Below are 17,035 nucleotides of genomic sequence, written 5' to 3'. Positions count from 1 at the left end.
TCACATCAACGGCTTGGGCACGCTGGCCGGCACGACACCTTCGTGCCGGCCACCCTCCGATCTGGAGAGGAAGACCCGACGGGTTGGCAGCTCGATTTCCGTGACGACGACGGCGATCTCCTCTCCGACCTCGAAGTCTTCCACCGGACTCACCGCAGGCCGGCCGTGGACTGCTCTGAAGGGGGCCAGCCCGACAATCCCGTCCCCGAGGTCGACGAAGACGCCGAAGGGAAGCACCTTCTCAACCGTCCCGCAGAGTTCCTGGCCCACTGCTGTGCGGTCGGCGAAATCCTGAAGAGGGTCGGGTTCCAGTGCCTTCAAGGACAGCCTGGCCTCCGCGTTGTAGGTGTCGAACTGGAGGAACTCGCACGAGACACGCTGGCCTACCTGAACGACATCGGTGGCAGCGTCGATGTGCCGCCATGACAGTTCGGGGACGCCGATGAACCCGGCACCGGGGAAGAGGGGATGGGCAGGCCCGTCGTCCAGGGCCACGAAAACCCCGAACCGTTCGATCGCCGCGACGGCCCCGGACAGGATGTTGCCGCGGTGCAGGGACTCCAGGAACGCCCAGAGTCCCGGGCTTTCAGACTGCCAATCCATACCGACACCCTGGCATACGAGATCGTGGGGCGACCATGCCCTCGACGAGCTACCCCCTCGCCATGCCTCAGCAGTCGGCACCATGATCGGCCGGACAAGTCCTAGTACTGCAACGGTCTTTAAAGCGTGTTGCAGAAGGCTCTGTCCGGGCATTTCCCCTGCATGCGTGGGGTGTTGAGGGCTGAGCCGTTGTGGGTGGAGACGTTCACGGGGCTGCGGATGCGGCAGTTCGAACGGCTGCTGAAGGTCGTGCGTGAACGGGGCGGGAACGGGCCCGGTGGCGGCCGTCCGTAACTACCGGTTCTCCGCGAACGTGCAGGTCGTCATCGATGCCGACACCAAGCTGGTGATCGCTGCGGCCCGGCCGGTGGCCGGCAGCACCGCGGACGCGAAGGCCCGGCGGGACTCCGGCCTGGCCCGGCACTGCGAGGGCGTGACCGTGCTGGCCGATGGCGCCTACATCAACACCGGCCTTGTCGTCCCGCACCGCAAACGCCCCGGCCGAGCCCTGCTGCCGGGCGAGGAAGAGGACAACGCCGAGCACCGCAAGGTCCGGGCCCGCGTCGAGCACGCCTTCGCCCGCATGAAGCACTACAAGATCCTCCGTGACTGCCGCCAGCGCGACAACGGCCTCCACTACGCGGTCCAGGCCGTCGCCCACATGCACAACCTCGCCATGGCAGCGTGACCCGGCCAGCCCTAAACCGGCCCTGACCTGCCCAGACACGACCTTCTGCAACACGCTTTAGTACTGCAACGGTGCTTGCCGTGACTGATGGCTCCCGCCTCCGCACCCTGAGTGCTCCCCGCGCGAGCGGGGGTATAAGGGGTACAAACTCGCGGTTCGTCGCGGCCACAAGGGGGCGGGGCTGAGCGGCTGTCACCCTTCGGTGCGAACTGCTCCCGCATGGCAGTCGCTCTTCGGGGCCAGGGCCGAGACCGACCAAGATCCGGGCCATGCGCGGACCAGCCGCCTGCGGCTTGGCCGAATCGTGGCCGTTCCCACTGGTCAGCGGCCACACGAGGCGTGCACCACCAGCACACCAAGAACCTGCTGGTGTCGTACTCGCCGAAGAAGCCCGGCTTCTTCTAGGGGCATAAGAAGAGGCGCCCGACCTGGGCTTTCGCCCGTCAGGCGCCTCCCGTTCACCTTGCCACGGGAGGGGCGTGTTTGCACTGAAACTCCCAGTTCATCCCACCGGTATCCCGCTCCTGACCAGCTCTTCCGGACCAGTCACGGACCAAAATCCCGGCTCACCCCCCTGGCGCCTCGCTCCGGCTGACGCGGTCCCACTCCTCCATGGACTGTTCGATGAGGCGGTTGGCCTGCTCGCGGACGCCATCCAGGAACTTGGCGGAGTGACGGAAGAGGACCTCGGCACTCCGGCCCGCGCGACGAGCGCATTCGGCCGGGCCATCAGGTCCTCCCGGTCCTGGCGCATCTGCCTTGCGGCGACACCTACGCCCAGCTGGCCGCCGGGTTCGGCACCGGAATCGCGACCGTCTACCGCTACGTCCGCGAAGCGACAGAGGTCCTGGGCGCGCTCGCGCCCAGCCTGGCCCAGGTCATGCAGACCGCCAGCCGGCTGGCCTTCGTGATCCTCGACGGCACCCTGCTGCCGAGCGACCGGATCGTCGCAGACACCCCGTACCACTCCGGCGAACACAAGCGGCACGGCATGCGCGTCCAGGTCCCGACCGACCCGTTCGGCCACCTGCTGTGGGCATCGTCCGCACTGCCCGGATCCACCCACCACCTGACCCCTGCCCGGACACACGGGATCGTCGACGCACTCGCCGCCGCAGGGCCGAAGTGCTGCGCGGACAAGGCGTGTCAGGGCGCTGGACACCCGGTCCGGGTACCCTTCCGGGGCCGCCCTCTCAAGCGGTGACAGCGGCGGCATAACAGCTCTCATGCCAAGATCCGCCGCCCCGGCGAGCAGGCCACGGCCACTTTGAAGGGCTTGCGACTCCTACGGAAGCTCCGCTGCAGCACGAACCGGATCACCGACGCGGTGAAGTCCGTTCTCGTCCTTCACCACGCCCCAACCTGAGACTGGAAAAGGCTCATTCCCGCTGCACTCCGGCGGATTTGGCCTCCGGCCCTTCACGTCGTCCGAGTGCCCGGCCCGCCCCGGATTCCCGTCGTGAGAGTGATCCGTTGGCGGGACGCAAGCGGCACAGGAAACGAGGGGAGCCGCCTCAGGGCCTGGCCTGTGTCGTCGGCCGGGCTCTTCAGATCGCGGGAGAACGCGGTGAAGTTCCAGAAGTACCGAAAGCTCAAGGCCGGCGTCATGGCGGTGGTCGCCGTCGCGACCCTGACAGTGGCCACCGTCCCGGCGGCGGAAGCGTCGAACTGCAAGTTCGGCGGTGTCACCATCGACTGCGACCACCCGGTCTCCGAGCACGTCTTCAGCGACGGCGCACTGCAGCGGTTCGTCATCGGCACGGACGCGGCGGTGTGGACCCGCTGGACCGATCCGCAGCGGACCAGCTGGTCCAGCTGGGAGTCGATGGGCGCACAGGCCCGCTCCGGCGTGGCGGTCAAGCAGCACCACACGCAGGACTCCGTCCTCATCGGAGCCCTCGGCACCGACGGGTACTGGTGGTCGAAGTACCGTCGGCCCAGCGGGACCTGGAACGCTTGGCAGCGGTACGGGGTGGGCTTCCCGTAGCCCTTCCGGGGCCACCGCAGGGCGAGGTGTCACTCACCGTGGGGGCCAGGAGGGGGTGGACCGCTCGGCAGGTGGGGCTGCGCCGGTGCCGGTGCCGGTGGCGTGCAGCCCCGGCGCCGATGCCCTCCCCTTCCCCCCTCCCTCGTCCCCGTCCCGGAGGCCGTCGGATAAGGTCCTGGTCGTCGATGGCCCGACCGAGGGGGACTGGGATGTCTGACAGAGAGCAACCGCAGGGCGGCGCGACCACCGCCTCCGCCGACAGCGGCGCCGTGGACGAGCGGATCCACCGCATACGCCGGCGGCTGGAGCGGCTCATCGGCGTCGCGGCGACCGAGGGCAACGCCGTACGCCCCCTGCGCAACGGCGACGAGATCTTCGCCGCGATGCTGGACGCGATCGGCAACGCGCGTCACACCGTCGACATGATGACCTTCGTCTACTGGCGGGGCGACATCGCGCGGCGTTTCGCCGAAGCGCTGACCGACCGGGCACGTGCGGGGGTGAGAGTGCGGCTGCTTCTCGACGGCTTCGGCAGCCGCCTGATCGAGAAGGACCTGCTGGACCGGATGAGCGCGGCCGGAGTCGCGGTCGCGTGGTTCCGCAAGCCCCTCTACCTCTCGCCGTTCAAGCAGAACCACCGCTGCCACCGCAAGGCCCTCGTGGTCGACGAGCTGACCGCCTTCACCGGAGGCGTCGGGATCGCCGAGGAATGGTGTGGCGACGCCCGCAATCCCGACGAGTGGCGGGACACCCACGTCGAGGTCCGGGGCCCCGCCGTGGACGGCATCGCCGCCGCCTTCGCCCAGAACTGGGCCGAATGCCACACGGAGCTCTTCGACGAGCGTGACCGGTTCGTCGGCCACCCCCCGAGCGGGAGCGCCATCGTGCAGGTGGTCCGCGGTTCGGCCAGCGTCGGCTGGCAGGACATGCAGACCCTGATACGGGTGATCCTCGAATCGGCGGAGGAACGGATCCGTCTGGCGACCGCCTACTTCGCCCCGGACGACTACTTCATCGACCTGCTCTGCGCCACGGCCCGCCGCGGCGTGGAAGTCGATATCCTGCTGCCCGGCCCCCACACGGACAAGCGGGTGTGCCAGCTGGCGGGGCAGCACCACTACGAGGCGCTGACCGCCGACGGAGTGCGCATCCACCAGTACCAGCCGACCATGATGCACGCGAAGGTCATCACCATGGACGGCGTCGTGTCCCTGATCGGCTCCACGAACTTCAACCGCCGCTCCCTCGACCACGACGAAGAGGTCATGCTCGCCGTCATGGACTCCGAGTTCACCGCCGCCCTCGACGCGCACTACGACGAGGACCTCGAAGTGAGCGAGCTGATCCGCCCGGTCCGCTGGAAGCGGCGGTCGCTTCTGCAGCGGGCCCGGGAGACGGCGGTACTGCCCATCCGCCGCTACCTGTAGGAGGAGGCGGCGGCTCGACTTCCCGCGGCTTGTCGTCAGACCGTCCTGCCTGCCGCGCGCGCACCGCGTTGAACTGCGCGCCGGCGAGCAGGGCCAGATTGCCGAACCACAGCCACACGAGGAAGACGATGATTCCCGCCAGCGAACCGTAGAGGCGGCTGTAGGTCCCGAACAGCGTGTAGAGGGTGAAGAGCGCCGAGGCCCCGAGCCACAGGAAGGCCGCAAGGGCTCCACCCGCGAACCCCCGGCGCAGGCCACGGCCCTGGACGGGTCCCGTCCGGTAGAGGATCAGGATCAGCGCCGTGACGATCACCAGCAGCACCGGCCACCGCACCAGGGTCATGACGTCCGTGCCCGAGCGGCCGGCGGCCTCCGCGAGCCGCCGGGCCACCGGGCCGGTCGCGACGAGGCTCGCGGCGCCCGTGACGAGCAGGGCGGGCACCAGTGTCAGTACCGCGTAGTAGGTGAGGGCCGCCGCGTAGTCGGCGACGTTGTCCTCCCACAGCCGCACGGCGGTGGTCCACAGGCGGGTGCGGATGCGTTCGAGCAGCTCGAAGGACCGGTTCCCGGGCATGCTCCGACAGGTGCGGAGAATGTTCGACGTCACGGAGGTTCCCTGCCCTGCGTGATCGCTCTGGGCGGCACTGATGCAGAGCACTCAGGAACCGCGACTTCCCGACCCCGTTCCCGCGACACGGGCCCCTGTCACGCCGGACCTGCCCGTTCAGGGGCTGGAGGCGCCGGACATCCGGATCGCCGGCAGTGCACGCCGACGGACCGGCCCCGGTGAGGAGGACGGCGAGTCGCAGAAGGACGCCGAGGAACAGGACGAGGCTCCGGCCGCCGCCCGGCCACGCCGGAGCCACAGGAACCGGCCGACTGACGAGCTGGTGCGTAATAGCGGTGGAGGCGTGTTTCGCCTGGTCGCGGCCTGCTCTCAGGTATTGGCGATGCGGGTCGGAGACGAGGCCGGCGATGGCCCGGTAGGTGGCGGGCAGGGCATCTCGCCGGTGGGTCCAGCAAGTCGGCTGCTTCCAGCGTTCGTGGTCGGCGAGGGCGTGCTCGGCAGTGATGCGTTTCGATGAGTGTCGGTGCCGGGCCTCTTCTCTGGCGACGTGCACATGCGGCAAAGCGATCTTGTTCGGTTTCCTGGGCGGCGTGATCGCCTGGCCAGGGTGGTCGCGACGGAGCCCGAGGCAGCCGTCGCCCAAGAGCGCCTTCACCTCCGGGAAGTGCTGGAAGCGGACGGCGATGCCCTTGTTGCGTGCGGCGGTCGCATCGTGCATCCGCCCTGGCCGCAGGGCGTCGGTCCAGAGTGTGCGGCCCTGGTGGTCGGCGACGACGGTGGCCTTCATGGTGTTCTGCTTCTTCTTGCCCGAGACGAACGCCCGGCGTCCACCGCGGCCGGCTGCGGGACGTCCGACCTGGGCCTCGGTGGCGTCCAGCAGCAGCTCGATGCCCTCGGCCTGGGCATGGGCGAAAACATCGGCCAGGGTCCGCAGCCGCGGGCCAGGCCGGCCGGGGACCGCGCATTCCCGCTCGGCCGGAAGCACCCGTATCTCCCCGATCGCGCGGGTGACGGTGGAGCGGTCGACACCGAACAGCAGGGCGAGGACGGAGTGCGGGAGATCGTGCCGCAGGTGGATCGGCGTGACGATCAGCCGGTCGAGGAAGATCAACCGGTGCCGGGCGCCCCCTCCTGCCGCTCGTTTCCCGTCCTCGCCGCGTGTCTGGTGACGTCGTCCCTCGACAACGGCCTGCCACGGGCCGGCCGACTCCTCAAGCAGGCGGGCGAGATGGAGCCGGGAGATGCCCGTGAACATCTGATCCGGGAGAACCGTCCGGTTGACCATGATCACCACGATCGGATCGTGCCACCCATCAGCACGGATGCCTCCACCGCTATCACGCACCAGCTCGTAAGAAGTCGCAACAAGAGAGCCCTCAAGGCTCTGCGTGAACGGCGAATTTTCAATCAGTGACTGTAGTTCAGGCATTCTCTGCTGTCGTCCCTGGGCGAGCGCAGGAGGATTATCGCCTGCGTCGCGGTGCATGCCCCCCCTTGCCTGTCCGGGGTGCCAGTGGCGAAGCCATCCGATCAATTTGCGGTGCGTGATCTGCCGACCTCCGCTCAGCCGCCTGCATCCGTCTCGCACCCGACGGCGGAAGTCAGGGCTGTTGGCGTCGAGACCGGCGCCTCCTGGGCCGCCACTGGCCATCCTGGACAGGCTCAGAGAGATGGGATGCCTCCATGAACGCCCACATCCTTGGCACTGCGGAGACCGCGGCCGGCGTCTGGCAGTCCGGACTCACCCAGGTACTCGGCGGTCCGATCGTGGTCGCCGCCCTCATCGGTGCCTTCGCGTTCGGCATAAGGGTCAGGAACAAGGAGCTCCCGCCCCGGACCCCGGGTCGCAGCCGCATCGGCCCGACACGGGCCGGCTGCCGGGCGAGGTTTCCGAGTACCGCAAGCCCTCCGAAATGCCGCACACCGATGGCGAGCACCGCCTGATGCCGTACAACCTGAAGAGCTCCGGTGAGCCTGACACCGAACCGCCGAGTAAGGAGAAGCGTCAATGGCGCGGAATCTCAAGCGGTGGTTTCGATAGCGGCGGCACCGGCCATGGCGACTGAACCCGACGAATGACTCACCTGAAAGGGAGTTCATCCATGGTTGTGACAGGTAAGGAACGCGCCGACGTCGTCGTCATCGGAGCTGGTGCGGCCGGCCTTGCCTGTGCGGCAGACCTCGCTGCCCGCGGGCTCTCCGTCCGCCTCCTTGAGGCTGACGAAGCGCCCGGAGGGCGGATGCGCACCGATCGCGTCGCGGGTTTCACGGTCGACCGCGGATTTCAGATCTTCAACACGTCGTACCCGCAGGTCAAGCATCGACTTCACCTGCGCCGGCTCCGGCTCCGGCGCTTCAACCCCGCCGTTCTCGTGTCCACCACGCGCGGGATGCGGCGCTACACCGATCCCACCCGTGATCTGCGTGGCAGCGGAGATCTACTGACCTGGCGGGCTGCCTCGCCCAGAGACCTGCTCGCCGTGGGAGCGCTGTCGGCTCGCGACATGCTGGAGCCCGCTGCCATGCTGCGCGCCCGTCCCGACACCACCACCCGCATCGCTCTTACGAAAGCCGGGGTGTCTCAGGATCTGATCGACACCTTCTTCCGTCCTTTCCTCTCCGGTGTCTTCCTGGAAGAAGACCTGGACACCTCATCCCGCGTCTTCCACTTCGTTTGGCGTACGTTCCTGCGAGGCACTCTCTGCCTTCCCGCTGAGGGCATCCAAGCCGTGCCCGCCCAACTTGCCTCCGGACTGCCCTCCGGCGTGCTGTCGACCGAAGCGAGGGTCGACCGCCTCACGGACGACGGGGTGCAGTTCGCCGACGGTGCCGAGATCCACGCCCGGGCGGTGGTCGTGGCAACCGGGGCTCGTGCTGCGGCTCACCTCGTGACAGGCCTTCACGTTCCCACCGGTCGTACCGTGAGCACCATCTACCATGCTGCCGAACGCTCACCGCTGGCCGAGCCAACCCTTGTCGTTGATGCCGGCCGCCGCTTCTTGAACACCTGCGTCCTCACCGAGGTCCATCCTGGTTTCGCGACGGATGGCCGGGCCTTGGTGTCGACTTCCGTGCTCGGAGAGCTCTCCCCAGAACGAGACGACCGAATTCGAGAGGCTCTTGCCGAGGTGTACGAAGTGGACACCAAGTCCTGGGAAACCGTCCATCGAATCACTGTGCCCGACGCCCTGCCGGCAATGCCCCCTCCGTATCCGCTGACACGTACGACCCGTCTGAGTGCCGGCCGGTACGTATGCGGCGACCACCGGGCGACGGGGTCCCTGCAAGGGGCCCTCGCCTCCGGTGCCCGCGCCGCCCGAGAGGTCCTGGCTGATCTTGACCATGGGCGCACCCGGACGGGATCGCGGAGCTGGTGAGCTGTCCGGCTCGCTTGTCCGCCCACGGTGGGGCTGCGCCATGGGCGCGTTCCTGACGGACAAGGTCCGGAAGTCGACGAGCTGACCGAGACGAGGGCCCGGATCTTCGCATGGGACCGATTCACCGCCTGCTGACCTGCGGAGAGGGTCTCCCACCGTCCCCAGCACGGGACGCGGACCGTGCCGTCGGCGTACTGAGGCATTTCGGCCACATTGGACAGCGTGCCCCAGTCGTAGCCGTCGATGAAGTAACGATGGAACCAGTCAGTGAGCCCTTTCCGTCCTCACCCTGAGCCGGCCAGCTGCAGGATGAGGACGGCCTGGACGAGGCCGGTGGGGCCCACAGCAGTCGGCCGAAGGAGCCGGCGATGACCTGCACGTTCATCCCGTGCCGCTTGTGCTTGCCGGAGCGGAACGGCCGGTCCGCGGCGATGCGGTCGATCGGCAGCAGGATGCCGTCCAGGATCAGGTACGCCTTCGCCGAAGCGGTCCGCACCGCGTCGGCCAGGCCCGGGGCGAGAGCGGCCAGGAGCTCGACCACTTCGGTGACGCAGTGGTAGGCCGTCGTGGTACCGATGCCGAGCCCGGCGACGAGCTGGGCACAGGTGTGGCCCATCCGCAGATGGGCGAGGGTGAGCAGGCCCGGCGGCCGGCGGTCAGGCGCCGCCAGCGGGAGCCGATCACGCGGCGATACCGCCGCAGCTGCTGAGTTGGGTAGCTGTCGTCCTTCGGTGCGAACTGCTCCCGCATGACGGTCGCTCTTCGGGGCCAGGGACGAGGCCGACCAAGATCCAGGCCATACGCGGACCAGTCGTCTGCAGCCAGGCCGAACCGTAGCCGTTTCCGCTGGTCAGCGGCCACATGAGGCGTGTACCACCAGCACACGAAGAACCTGCTGGCAGCCTGAGCAGCAGCCATACTCCGGGGCCAGTTGGCGCGGCCGGACTTGCCGTCTACAGTCCGCACCGGGTCGGCGTCCTATCCGAGGAAGCTCAACCGCACCTGACGGTTGGGATTATCGACATTCGTGTCCACCAGGCACACCGACTGCCAGGTCCCCAGCGCCAGTTCGCCGCCGATCACCGGGAGCGTCGCGTGGGGCGGCACGAGGGCCGGCATCACGTGGTCGCGGCCGTGGCCCGGGCTTCCGTGGCGGTGCTGCCAGCGTTCGTCGGCGGGGAGGAGCTGGTGCAGGGCGGCCAGAAGGTCGCTGTCGCTGCCCGCGCCCGTTTCGATCAGCGCCACGCCCATGGTCGCGTGCGGCGTGAAGACGTTCAGGAGTCCGTCCCTGCCCTGTGCCACCTCGGCCAGGAAGGAGGAGCACTCCCGGGTCAGGTCGTAGACCGTCTCCGACGTCCCGGTGGTGATGTCAAGGGTGCGGGTCTCGAATCCGTGGCTCATGCCCCCATGGTGGGCGGGCGGGGCTTTCCGCTCAAACTTCACACGCGGGTGATCCGGCAGGTGCCCGGGTCACGTCTCCGGAGGGAGGGCCAGGAGGAGCGGAGAGCCCAGCCGGGCGTCGGGGTGCATCCGCAGGAGGTGGTGGACCACCCCGGACAGCCCCGGGAGCAGTCCCGGTGCGAACGCCTCCTTGGCGAGGCCGCCGACCGGGCCGCGCTGCTCGATGCCGGTGATCAGCTCCGCGTCGGCCTCCACGGCGGACGGCCCCTCGTACCCCTTCAGACCGCGCAGGCGGTGGAGGACCTCCCAGAGTCCGAGGTCGCCGTGGCAGAGGGTGTGGCTCCAGCCGAAGCCCTCGCGCAGGCCGACCGGTCCCGAGCGGAGCGCGGTGTCCAGGTGGCGCGGGTCGCCGGTCCGTTCGTGGAGGTCGACGGCGGCCAGGCCGATGCCCGTACTGCCGTGGCACCAGGCGGTGGGATGGTCGACCTCCCCTCCGACCCGCGCGTCGGCCCAGGCCCGTTCCCCGGGCGAGTACAGGGACTCCTCGAAGTCATGGGCCAGGGAGCCCAGTTCGTACCACCGGCGCCGGTCGGCCGCGCTCCCGGCGGCGGAGAGGGCGAGTCTGGTGAGCGCCCAGCCGGCGCCGGTGGCGCCGTGGGCGAATCCGCCGATGCCCTCCGGGAACATCACCGTGGACCACCGCGCTCCGCGGTCGTCGACGACCGCGGTCCGTTCCAGCCGTCGTCCGGCCTCGGCCGCGACCCCCAACCACCTTTCCTGAAGTGTGAGTTCGGCCAGGTCGAGCAAGGGGACGATCACTCCGGCCGCTCCGCCGAGCACGTCGAGCGCCCGGTCCTCGGCGATGAGCTCCGGGGTCAGCAGCGCGGCCCTGGCGCGGGCGCGGTCGAGCAGCCCCGGCGTCCCGAGGACGCGGTGCAGGGCCGACCAGGTCCACACCTGCGAGGCGATCCCGGTGAACCCGCCGATCTGCCGGGTCGGCGTGGTGTCCTCGGTGGCGGCCAGCACCTCCAGCGCGCCGTCCAGCACGGACTCGACACCGGCCACCGGGTCGGCCCGTCCTGCCCGCTGCTCCCGCAGGTACTCCGCGAGGGCGAGGGCGACGCCCCCCTGGCCGGTGTAGAGGTCCGCGCCGAGCGGGCGGACCGCCCAGCCGTAGTCCGTGAGCACCGGGCTGATCCAGGTCGCGGTGGCGTCGGTGCCGCGCACGGCCGCCGCGCGGATCGTCTCCACGGCCGCGGCCGCCAGTGCCCGGCGGCGCCGGTCCAGGTCCTCGGCGCCCGGAGACCGGGCGGGCGTCCGCACCCGGTCGGGGAGCCGCCGTTCGTTCAGGTAGGCGCCGACCAGTGCGCTGCGGATGGTGTCGCGCTCACGGGTGAGGTTCGCCCGCCGCCACCCGGTCAGGAAGGCGGCCGTCCGCCGCCCGTCCACCCGGTCGCCGAACACCGGGACGTCGCCGATCAGCAGGTCCGCGATCTCCCCGTCGATCACCGCCGGGTCGCGGGGCGCGCCCGGGGCTGCGAGGGCGTTGCGGTGGAGGATGTCGCGGGCCCGCGCCAGGGCGGCGTCGGGGTCGTGCAGCGAGGCCGGGTGCCAGAGCATCCGACCGATGTCCGTGTACGTCTGCGTGGGACGTCGGATCCTGCGGACCCGGCATCCGTCGAACACCTCCATCAGCGTGCCGAGTCCACCGGCCGCGTCGATGTCCGCCAGCGCCCCGGTGATCCGGTCGAAACCGGTCAGCACCTGGTCCCAGTGACGGATCAGCACCGGCTCGGGGCTGGGGTGGTTGCGGGCCGGGGGCAGGTCCACCACACCGATCTCCATGCGGGCGGTGTCCAGTCCTCCGTCCGCGATGACCGGGACCCGGATCCGCGGCTGCTGGCCGGGCAGACCGCCCGCGGCCGAGAGGTCCACTCCGGCGAGGGCGTAGCCGTCGGTGCGGAGCGGCAGGATGCCGGTGCGCAGCACGGTGTTGCGGATCGTCCGGGCCGCCCGGTCCACGGCGTCGCCGCGGCCGCTCGGCGGGACCTCGACATCGGGCGTGAACAGGGCCTCGGCGTCGACCACGGCGGGCACCGGGCCGTGGGCCACCAGGTTCTCGGCGTGCAGGTCGGTCCCGCCGATGAGCCGCATCACCGCCAGCCATCCGCCCAGGGCGCGGTAGAAGCGGGCGAGTTCCGTCTCGTCCCGGCAGTAGCGGTGGGCGAGGTGCTCGGCCCAGCCGTAGCCGTCCCGGACCACCACCCTCGGCACTCCCAGGTCCTCGGCGCCGGGGACGGCGGCGACGAAGGAGCGCAGCGCGGCGTCCACCTCCACCGGCCGCGGCTTGTACATGACGCTGCCCGTCTCGAAGAGCGCCCGGGCCACCGCCCGTCCTCCGTGGTGCGTGTCCCCGCGGGCGAGTTCCAGAGCGCGCAGGGGGCCCGGATCGTCGCCGAGCAGGCCGGCGACGGCCCCCCGGTCCGCGGCGAGCCGTGTGCCCAGTTCCAGCGCGCCCTCGATCAGGAGGCGCCCGGAGGCGTGGGCCCGTTCGCGCAGCGCCGGGTACCGCCGGTGCAGGGCCTCGGCGAATTCGGGGGCGGCGGCGTGCCGGAGGAAGGCGCCCCAGCGGGCGGCCGGGTCCGCGCCGGGCAGTGCTCCGGCCAGGACGGCGGCCCGCAGTTCCAGCAGGAGCACCCGGTTGAGCCGGAGCTGGAGGGTACGGCCGAGGGCCTCGCGGGTCGCCTCGCGCAGGACCGCCCGCTCGTCGGCGGCCAGTCCGGCGACCTTCGGGATCCGGTCCTCCAGCTCCGCGAACAGCGGGGCCGCGAAGGCGTCCACCGGTGCCGCGAACCAGCCCTCGGGCGGCGCTCCGTCGGCCGTGCGGGCCGCTGCCACCGGTTCCACCATGCTGGGTCCTCTCCTGACGGGTGGTGCGCGTGATCATCCGGCCTGGGGCGGTGCCGCGTCGTCGCGAGCCGCATGCGTCCGAGCATCGCCGCCCCCGGACGCGTCCGTGAGCCGGAGACGTCCGAGCGGCGTCGCGGGCCGGGGAACCCGTGAGGGCTCCCCGGGTGTCGCGTACGGTGCCGTGCGGCGGTTCGTCAGCAGCAGTAGCTGTGCCACGAACCGGTACAGCTGCTGCACCCTGTGAGCAGCGCCTCGGTGGCGTCGGTCAGCGCGGCCTCTCCGGCCGCGCCGCCCACGTAGAGCGGGCCGGCCGGGTTGTCGGCGCCGAAGGCCGTCTCGGCGCCCTGGAGCCAGGCGGTGACGATCTCGTCGGTACGGGTGGCGGACATGACGGGCATGCGGTTCCTCCTACGAATCGCCGGGATTGCGCGGAGCTACAGAATCCACCGGAGGATGTCCGTCCGAGATCTGCCAGAACCGGTCATTCTTCGACCGGGCTTCCGGTCGTGTCCGGCCCGGCCCGGAAGCCGCCGCCCCGCGGCCGGCCCCGTATCCGCGGACCGGTGCGCCGGGACTCGTCCGGGGCTCGAACCGAGGTGAGCGGCGGTGTCCGCCCCCGGACGGCCCGGTCCTCCGAACACGCCCGGCCGGGGTGCCGCGGACGGTGACCGTGCTCGTCAAGTGGGGCGGTCCGCCCACATCCGGCCATTCACCGTCCGCCATGCGGACGCTTCGAGCCGCTCCACGAGACCGCGCCGAGGCGTTTCTCGCGGGTGCCGCGCGCCGGACCCGCCGCGGCGGCCAGCAGGCCCTTCGTCTCCAGCGGCAGTTCCACCACCCGTTCCAGAGCGAGACCCGAGCGGTGCAGCAGCGTCCGGTAGTCGTCCAGGGTGCGCTGCCGGCCGCCGTTGACCACCAGCAGGTGCAGGTCCCACAGCGCGGCCAGCGGGCCCGAACCGTCGTCCGTGGCCATCCGCTCCACCACCAGCAGCCGGGCCCGCGGGGACAGTTCCGCCCGCACCCGGCGCAGCAGCCGGACGCAGTGCCCGTCGTCCCAGTCGCCGAGCACGCGGGAGAGCAGATAGACGTCGCCGCCGGCCGGCAGCGGCTCGGCGAACATGTCCCGGCCGTGGAGCTCCACCCGGTCCAGGCCCACGGTGGCCGCCAGATGGGCGCGGGCGTGCGGCAGCGTGTGAGGCAGGTCCACGAGGACGCCCCGGGTCCTCGGCGCGGCGGCCAGCACGGCGGCCAGCAGCCGGCCGCTGCCGCCGCCGACGTCGACCACCCGCTCGCGCCCCGTGAGGTCGAGGACACCGGGCACCGCCTCGAACACGGCGTGACCGGCCTGCATCACCCGCTGGAAGCGCCCCGCCGCCTCCCGGTCGCCCGCGAGGTAGGACAGCAGCGGCTCGCCGTGCGCCAGCTCGAAGCCGGACGTCCCGGTGGTCAGCGCCTCCTCCGCGTGCTCCCAGGCGCGGTAGAACTCCTCCCCGTACAGCAGCGCCATGTCGCGCAGCGAGCCCGGCCGGTCCCGCAGCAGCTCTCCGACCGGTGTGGTGGCCACCGTCCCGTCGCCGTCCGGCTCGAACACCCCGAGCAGGACGAGCAGGCGCAGCAGCCGGTGGACGAGGTCCTCGCGCAGCCCCGTCGCCGCTGCGAGCGCCGCCGGGTCCCGGTGTCCCCCGGCCACCAGGTCGGGCAGCCGCGGCCGGGCGGATAGCCGGGGAAGCGGATGGTGCCCTCGCCGCGGCACTCCGCGAGGACCAGGCCGGGCCGGAGCGTCTCGTACACCTCGACGTCGGTCCACTCCCAGTCGGGGAGCACCTGGAGCGACAGCTCGCCGTGGCGGCGCAGGTTCTCCCGGCCGCGCACCACGAGGGGCCGGCCGACGTCGGTGAAGAACAGGGCGGCCGTGCCGTCCTCGGTGTACAGCGTGTGGCGCCGCAGTCTGCTCTCCCGGTCGGTGCGCAGGAAGGCGTCGACGGTGGCCCGGTCACGGGCGCGTGCGGTGTCCTCGGAGGCGGACATCAGGGGCTCCCTTCTCCTTCGTGGGGGCGGTTCACTGCTGGAGGCTGTGGGGGTGGTTCACGGCTGGAGGCGGCCGGCCCGCCAGCCCTCGGGGCCGCGCGTGTAGCGCAGCCGCTCGTGCAGTCGTCCGGTGCCGTCGGACCAGAACTCCACCTCTTCGGGTACGAGTTCGAGCGCGAGGTACGCGGCGGGGCGCGGCCGCGGTCCGGCGACGGCCAGCCGCGCGGCGCGGTCCCGCAGCGCGGCCACCTCCGCGAGGGAGCCCAGCGGCTCGCTCTGCCGCGAGGCGGCCGTCATCGCGTGCGTGAACACCGGGCGGGCGGCCCAGAGGGCGTCGGCCGTCGCGTCGGGCAGTCGGCGCACCCGTCCGGCGAGGCTGATCTGCCGGCTGGTCTCCCGCCAGTAGAGCAGGCCCGACGCCCGTGGATCGACGGCGAGTTCGCGTTCCTTGCGGCTGCCGCGGTGGGTGGCGAAGACCAGGCCGGTGTCCGTGAACCGGTTGACGGCCACGATCCGGCTCGACGGGCCGCCCGCCGCCGTGGCGGTGGCCAGGGCGAGGGCCCGCGGTTCGCGCACGCCCAGTTCCTCGGCCCGGGCCAGCCAGCGGCGCAGCAGCGCCACCGGGTCGGCGGGCGGGTCGGCGTACTCGGGGAAGGGCAGCCGGACCGTTCCCGTCAGGGTCTCCGACCGGCCGGTGGCGTGCCGGGCGTGTGCGGTCGTGCCGGTGCCGTCAGACATGGATCCTCCCGGGACCCACCGGCAGCAGAACCATCTACGCACAGTCCTGGAGAAGGTGATGGGCTCGGCCTCCCCCAAGGACCCGCTGCAGCTGGACCTGTTCCCGCGGGCTCAGCCTGACGACCCGAGAGCCAGATCTGCCCGCCTCGTCGCTCGACCGGCAGACCGGCGGTGGTCAGGGGCACCCGCGGGCTGGTTGCCGCGAGGGCCGCCGAAGATGGTGGTCCTGCGGCGGGTGACAGTCTGCTCGGTGTCGGCGGTGATCCGGGGGGGGTGCTGGTGCCCTGGTGATCGGCGAGAACGAAGGCGAGGCCCTTGGCCGTTCGAAGGGCGGTGCCGCCGTAGCAGAGGGCCGCTGTGGCAGTGGTGGCGTTCTTCTCGAGCTGGAGCTCGTTTCCTTCCGGCAGGTAGAGCGTGATGCCGGTGGAGCCGCGGCGGATCAGGCGCCGGCCGGCGGTGTCGTAGACGTAGCTGGTGGTGTGGGTGACCTCGGTGAGGGACTCCAGGTGGCCTTCGACATCCCGCTCAAGGGTTTCGAGTGCGCTGTCACCGATCCTCCGGGTCATGGTGTTGCCGTTGTCGTCGTAGGTGTGGTTCTCGGTGCGCGGATCCGTTCCGGTCTGGGTGACCGAAGTCGGGTCGCGCTTGCCGGGAGTGGGGCCCGCGTAGATGCGGACGGTGCCACGGAGGAGTCTGCAGGGGCGTCACACCTCGGCAGGCGGCTGTCGGGCGTGAACTCAACGCCGAGGGGGCGTCCGTCGGTGGCTTCCGATCGGAAGTGTCAGCCGGTCCCGGGCGACCTTGGACTTCGTGAGTCAAAAGGTCGGCCGCAGCCTGCGCCCCTGGTCAAGTCTCCGACCTGAGGCTTCAGTCGGCACTCCGAGCCGGCACGGTGTCCCACCGCTTCTGGGTGCACCGTACGCCCTGGTAGCGACAGAATTTCAGGCCGGAACCCGCTAATGCTCCGCGGAGAACGCAATACGGGCTCGGCGCGGATCCGCCTGGAGGAATACACCTTGCGCTGTCGCTCACGCATTTCCTCGTAGCCAGTCCGGGGCGTCCTGTTGAACTTACGGTGCGGTGACCCCACCACACGTCCACCAGCCTGGGCGCCAAGGGGCCCGGTAGCCGGCGTCCGCGAGGAACTCCACCGCTGGGCCGCTCATCAGGAGCTTGACCAGGCCCGACTCGCCAGCACGGATGGCATCCACACAGCTGCCCGGCCCGGGGACTGCAGAACAGCACCCACCCCTTCTGGCCAGCGAGCACCGCGGCCTTGACGGCGTTCTGCTCGTTCTTCCTGGAGAT

The 17,035-nt window shown here is 70.8% G+C and carries 9 protein-coding genes and 7 pseudogenes; 6 read left to right on the top strand and 10 right to left on the bottom strand.

All coding sequences use genetic code 11. From position 1 onward, the window contains the following. A complete protein-coding gene (locus ACIGW4_RS14535) occupies window positions 1-603 on the bottom strand; it encodes a S1 RNA-binding domain-containing protein (RefSeq protein ID WP_399580562.1) in 603 nt (200 codons plus the stop codon). Window positions 604-765: 162 nt separating this feature from the next. Here ACIGW4_RS14535 and ACIGW4_RS14530 point away from each other — a divergent pair. The 4 genes and pseudogenes from ACIGW4_RS14530 to ACIGW4_RS14515 all read left to right on the top strand — a co-directional run bounded on the left by ACIGW4_RS14530 (window position 766) and on the right by ACIGW4_RS14515 (window position 4,705). Continuing rightward, window positions 766-1,291, top strand: a pseudogene (locus ACIGW4_RS14530) (transposase family protein). 688 nt (window positions 1,292-1,979) lie between these two features. Then, window positions 1,980-2,657: pseudogene (locus tag ACIGW4_RS14525) on the top strand (transposase family protein); the annotation flags it as partial. Window positions 2,658-2,858: 201 nt separating this feature from the next. Next, entirely contained in the window at window positions 2,859-3,278 is a 420-nt protein-coding gene (locus ACIGW4_RS14520) for a hypothetical protein (RefSeq protein ID WP_399580560.1), read from the top strand. A gap of 209 nt (window positions 3,279-3,487) precedes the next feature. After that, entirely contained in the window at window positions 3,488-4,705 is a 1,218-nt protein-coding gene (locus ACIGW4_RS14515; protein ID WP_399580557.1) for a phosphatidylserine/phosphatidylglycerophosphate/cardiolipin synthase family protein, read from the top strand. A gap of 64 nt (window positions 4,706-4,769) precedes the next feature. Here the strand turns inward: ACIGW4_RS14515 and ACIGW4_RS14510 are convergent. Both ACIGW4_RS14510 and ACIGW4_RS14505 read right to left on the bottom strand, forming a co-directional pair. Next, window positions 4,770-5,279, bottom strand: a pseudogene (locus ACIGW4_RS14510) (YihY/virulence factor BrkB family protein); the annotation flags it as partial. 382 nt (window positions 5,280-5,661) lie between these two features. After that, window positions 5,662-6,558 (bottom strand): annotated as a pseudogene (locus tag ACIGW4_RS14505) (transposase family protein); the annotation flags it as partial. 398 nt (window positions 6,559-6,956) lie between these two features. Between ACIGW4_RS14505 and ACIGW4_RS14500 the strand changes: the two are divergent. After that, window positions 6,957-7,339 (top strand): annotated as a pseudogene (locus ACIGW4_RS14500) (DUF6479 family protein). 36 nt (window positions 7,340-7,375) lie between these two features. After that, on the top strand, window positions 7,376-8,650 hold the full coding sequence (locus ACIGW4_RS14495) for an NAD(P)/FAD-dependent oxidoreductase (protein ID WP_399580555.1): 1,275 nt from the start codon (window positions 7,376-7,378) through the stop codon (window positions 8,648-8,650). Between the two features lie 71 nt (window positions 8,651-8,721). On the opposite strand, the pseudogene ACIGW4_RS14490 reads toward ACIGW4_RS14495, so the two are convergent. The 7 genes and pseudogenes from ACIGW4_RS14490 to phzG all read right to left on the bottom strand — a co-directional run. Then, window positions 8,722-9,400, bottom strand: a pseudogene (locus ACIGW4_RS14490) (transposase family protein); the annotation flags it as partial. Window positions 9,401-9,628: 228 nt separating this feature from the next. Next, window positions 9,629-10,051, bottom strand: coding sequence for a YjbQ family protein (locus ACIGW4_RS14485; RefSeq protein ID WP_399580553.1), 423 nt, complete (start codon window positions 10,049-10,051; stop codon window positions 9,629-9,631). 69 nt (window positions 10,052-10,120) lie between these two features. Further along, the gene (locus tag ACIGW4_RS14480) at window positions 10,121-12,961 is read right to left on the bottom strand and encodes a type 2 lanthipeptide synthetase LanM family protein (protein ID WP_399580552.1); all 2,841 of its coding nucleotides are present in this window, start codon (window positions 12,959-12,961) and stop codon (window positions 10,121-10,123) included. A gap of 194 nt (window positions 12,962-13,155) precedes the next feature. After that, entirely contained in the window at window positions 13,156-13,359 is a 204-nt protein-coding gene (locus ACIGW4_RS14475; protein WP_123456731.1) for a DUF6229 family protein, read from the bottom strand. 311 nt (window positions 13,360-13,670) lie between these two features. Beyond that, window positions 13,671-14,651 carry a methyltransferase gene (locus tag ACIGW4_RS14470; RefSeq protein ID WP_399580550.1) on the bottom strand — a complete coding sequence of 327 codons (981 nt, stop codon included), beginning with the start codon at window positions 14,649-14,651 and terminating at the stop codon, window positions 13,671-13,673. A gap of 29 nt (window positions 14,652-14,680) precedes the next feature. After that, window positions 14,681-14,989, bottom strand: a pseudogene (locus ACIGW4_RS14465) (PhzA/PhzB family protein); the annotation flags it as partial. A 57-nt stretch (window positions 14,990-15,046) separates the two neighbouring features. Continuing rightward, entirely contained in the window at window positions 15,047-15,727 is a 681-nt protein-coding gene (gene phzG, locus ACIGW4_RS14460; RefSeq protein WP_399580547.1) for a phenazine biosynthesis FMN-dependent oxidase PhzG, read from the bottom strand. Window positions 15,728-17,035: the final 1,308 nt, after the last annotated feature.

The organism is Streptomyces sp. NPDC053513 (assembly GCF_044544765.1).
Lineage (GTDB): Bacteria > Actinomycetota > Actinomycetes > Streptomycetales > Streptomycetaceae > Streptomyces > Streptomyces litmocidini.
This window is presented reverse-complemented; position numbering and strand designations above follow the sequence as displayed.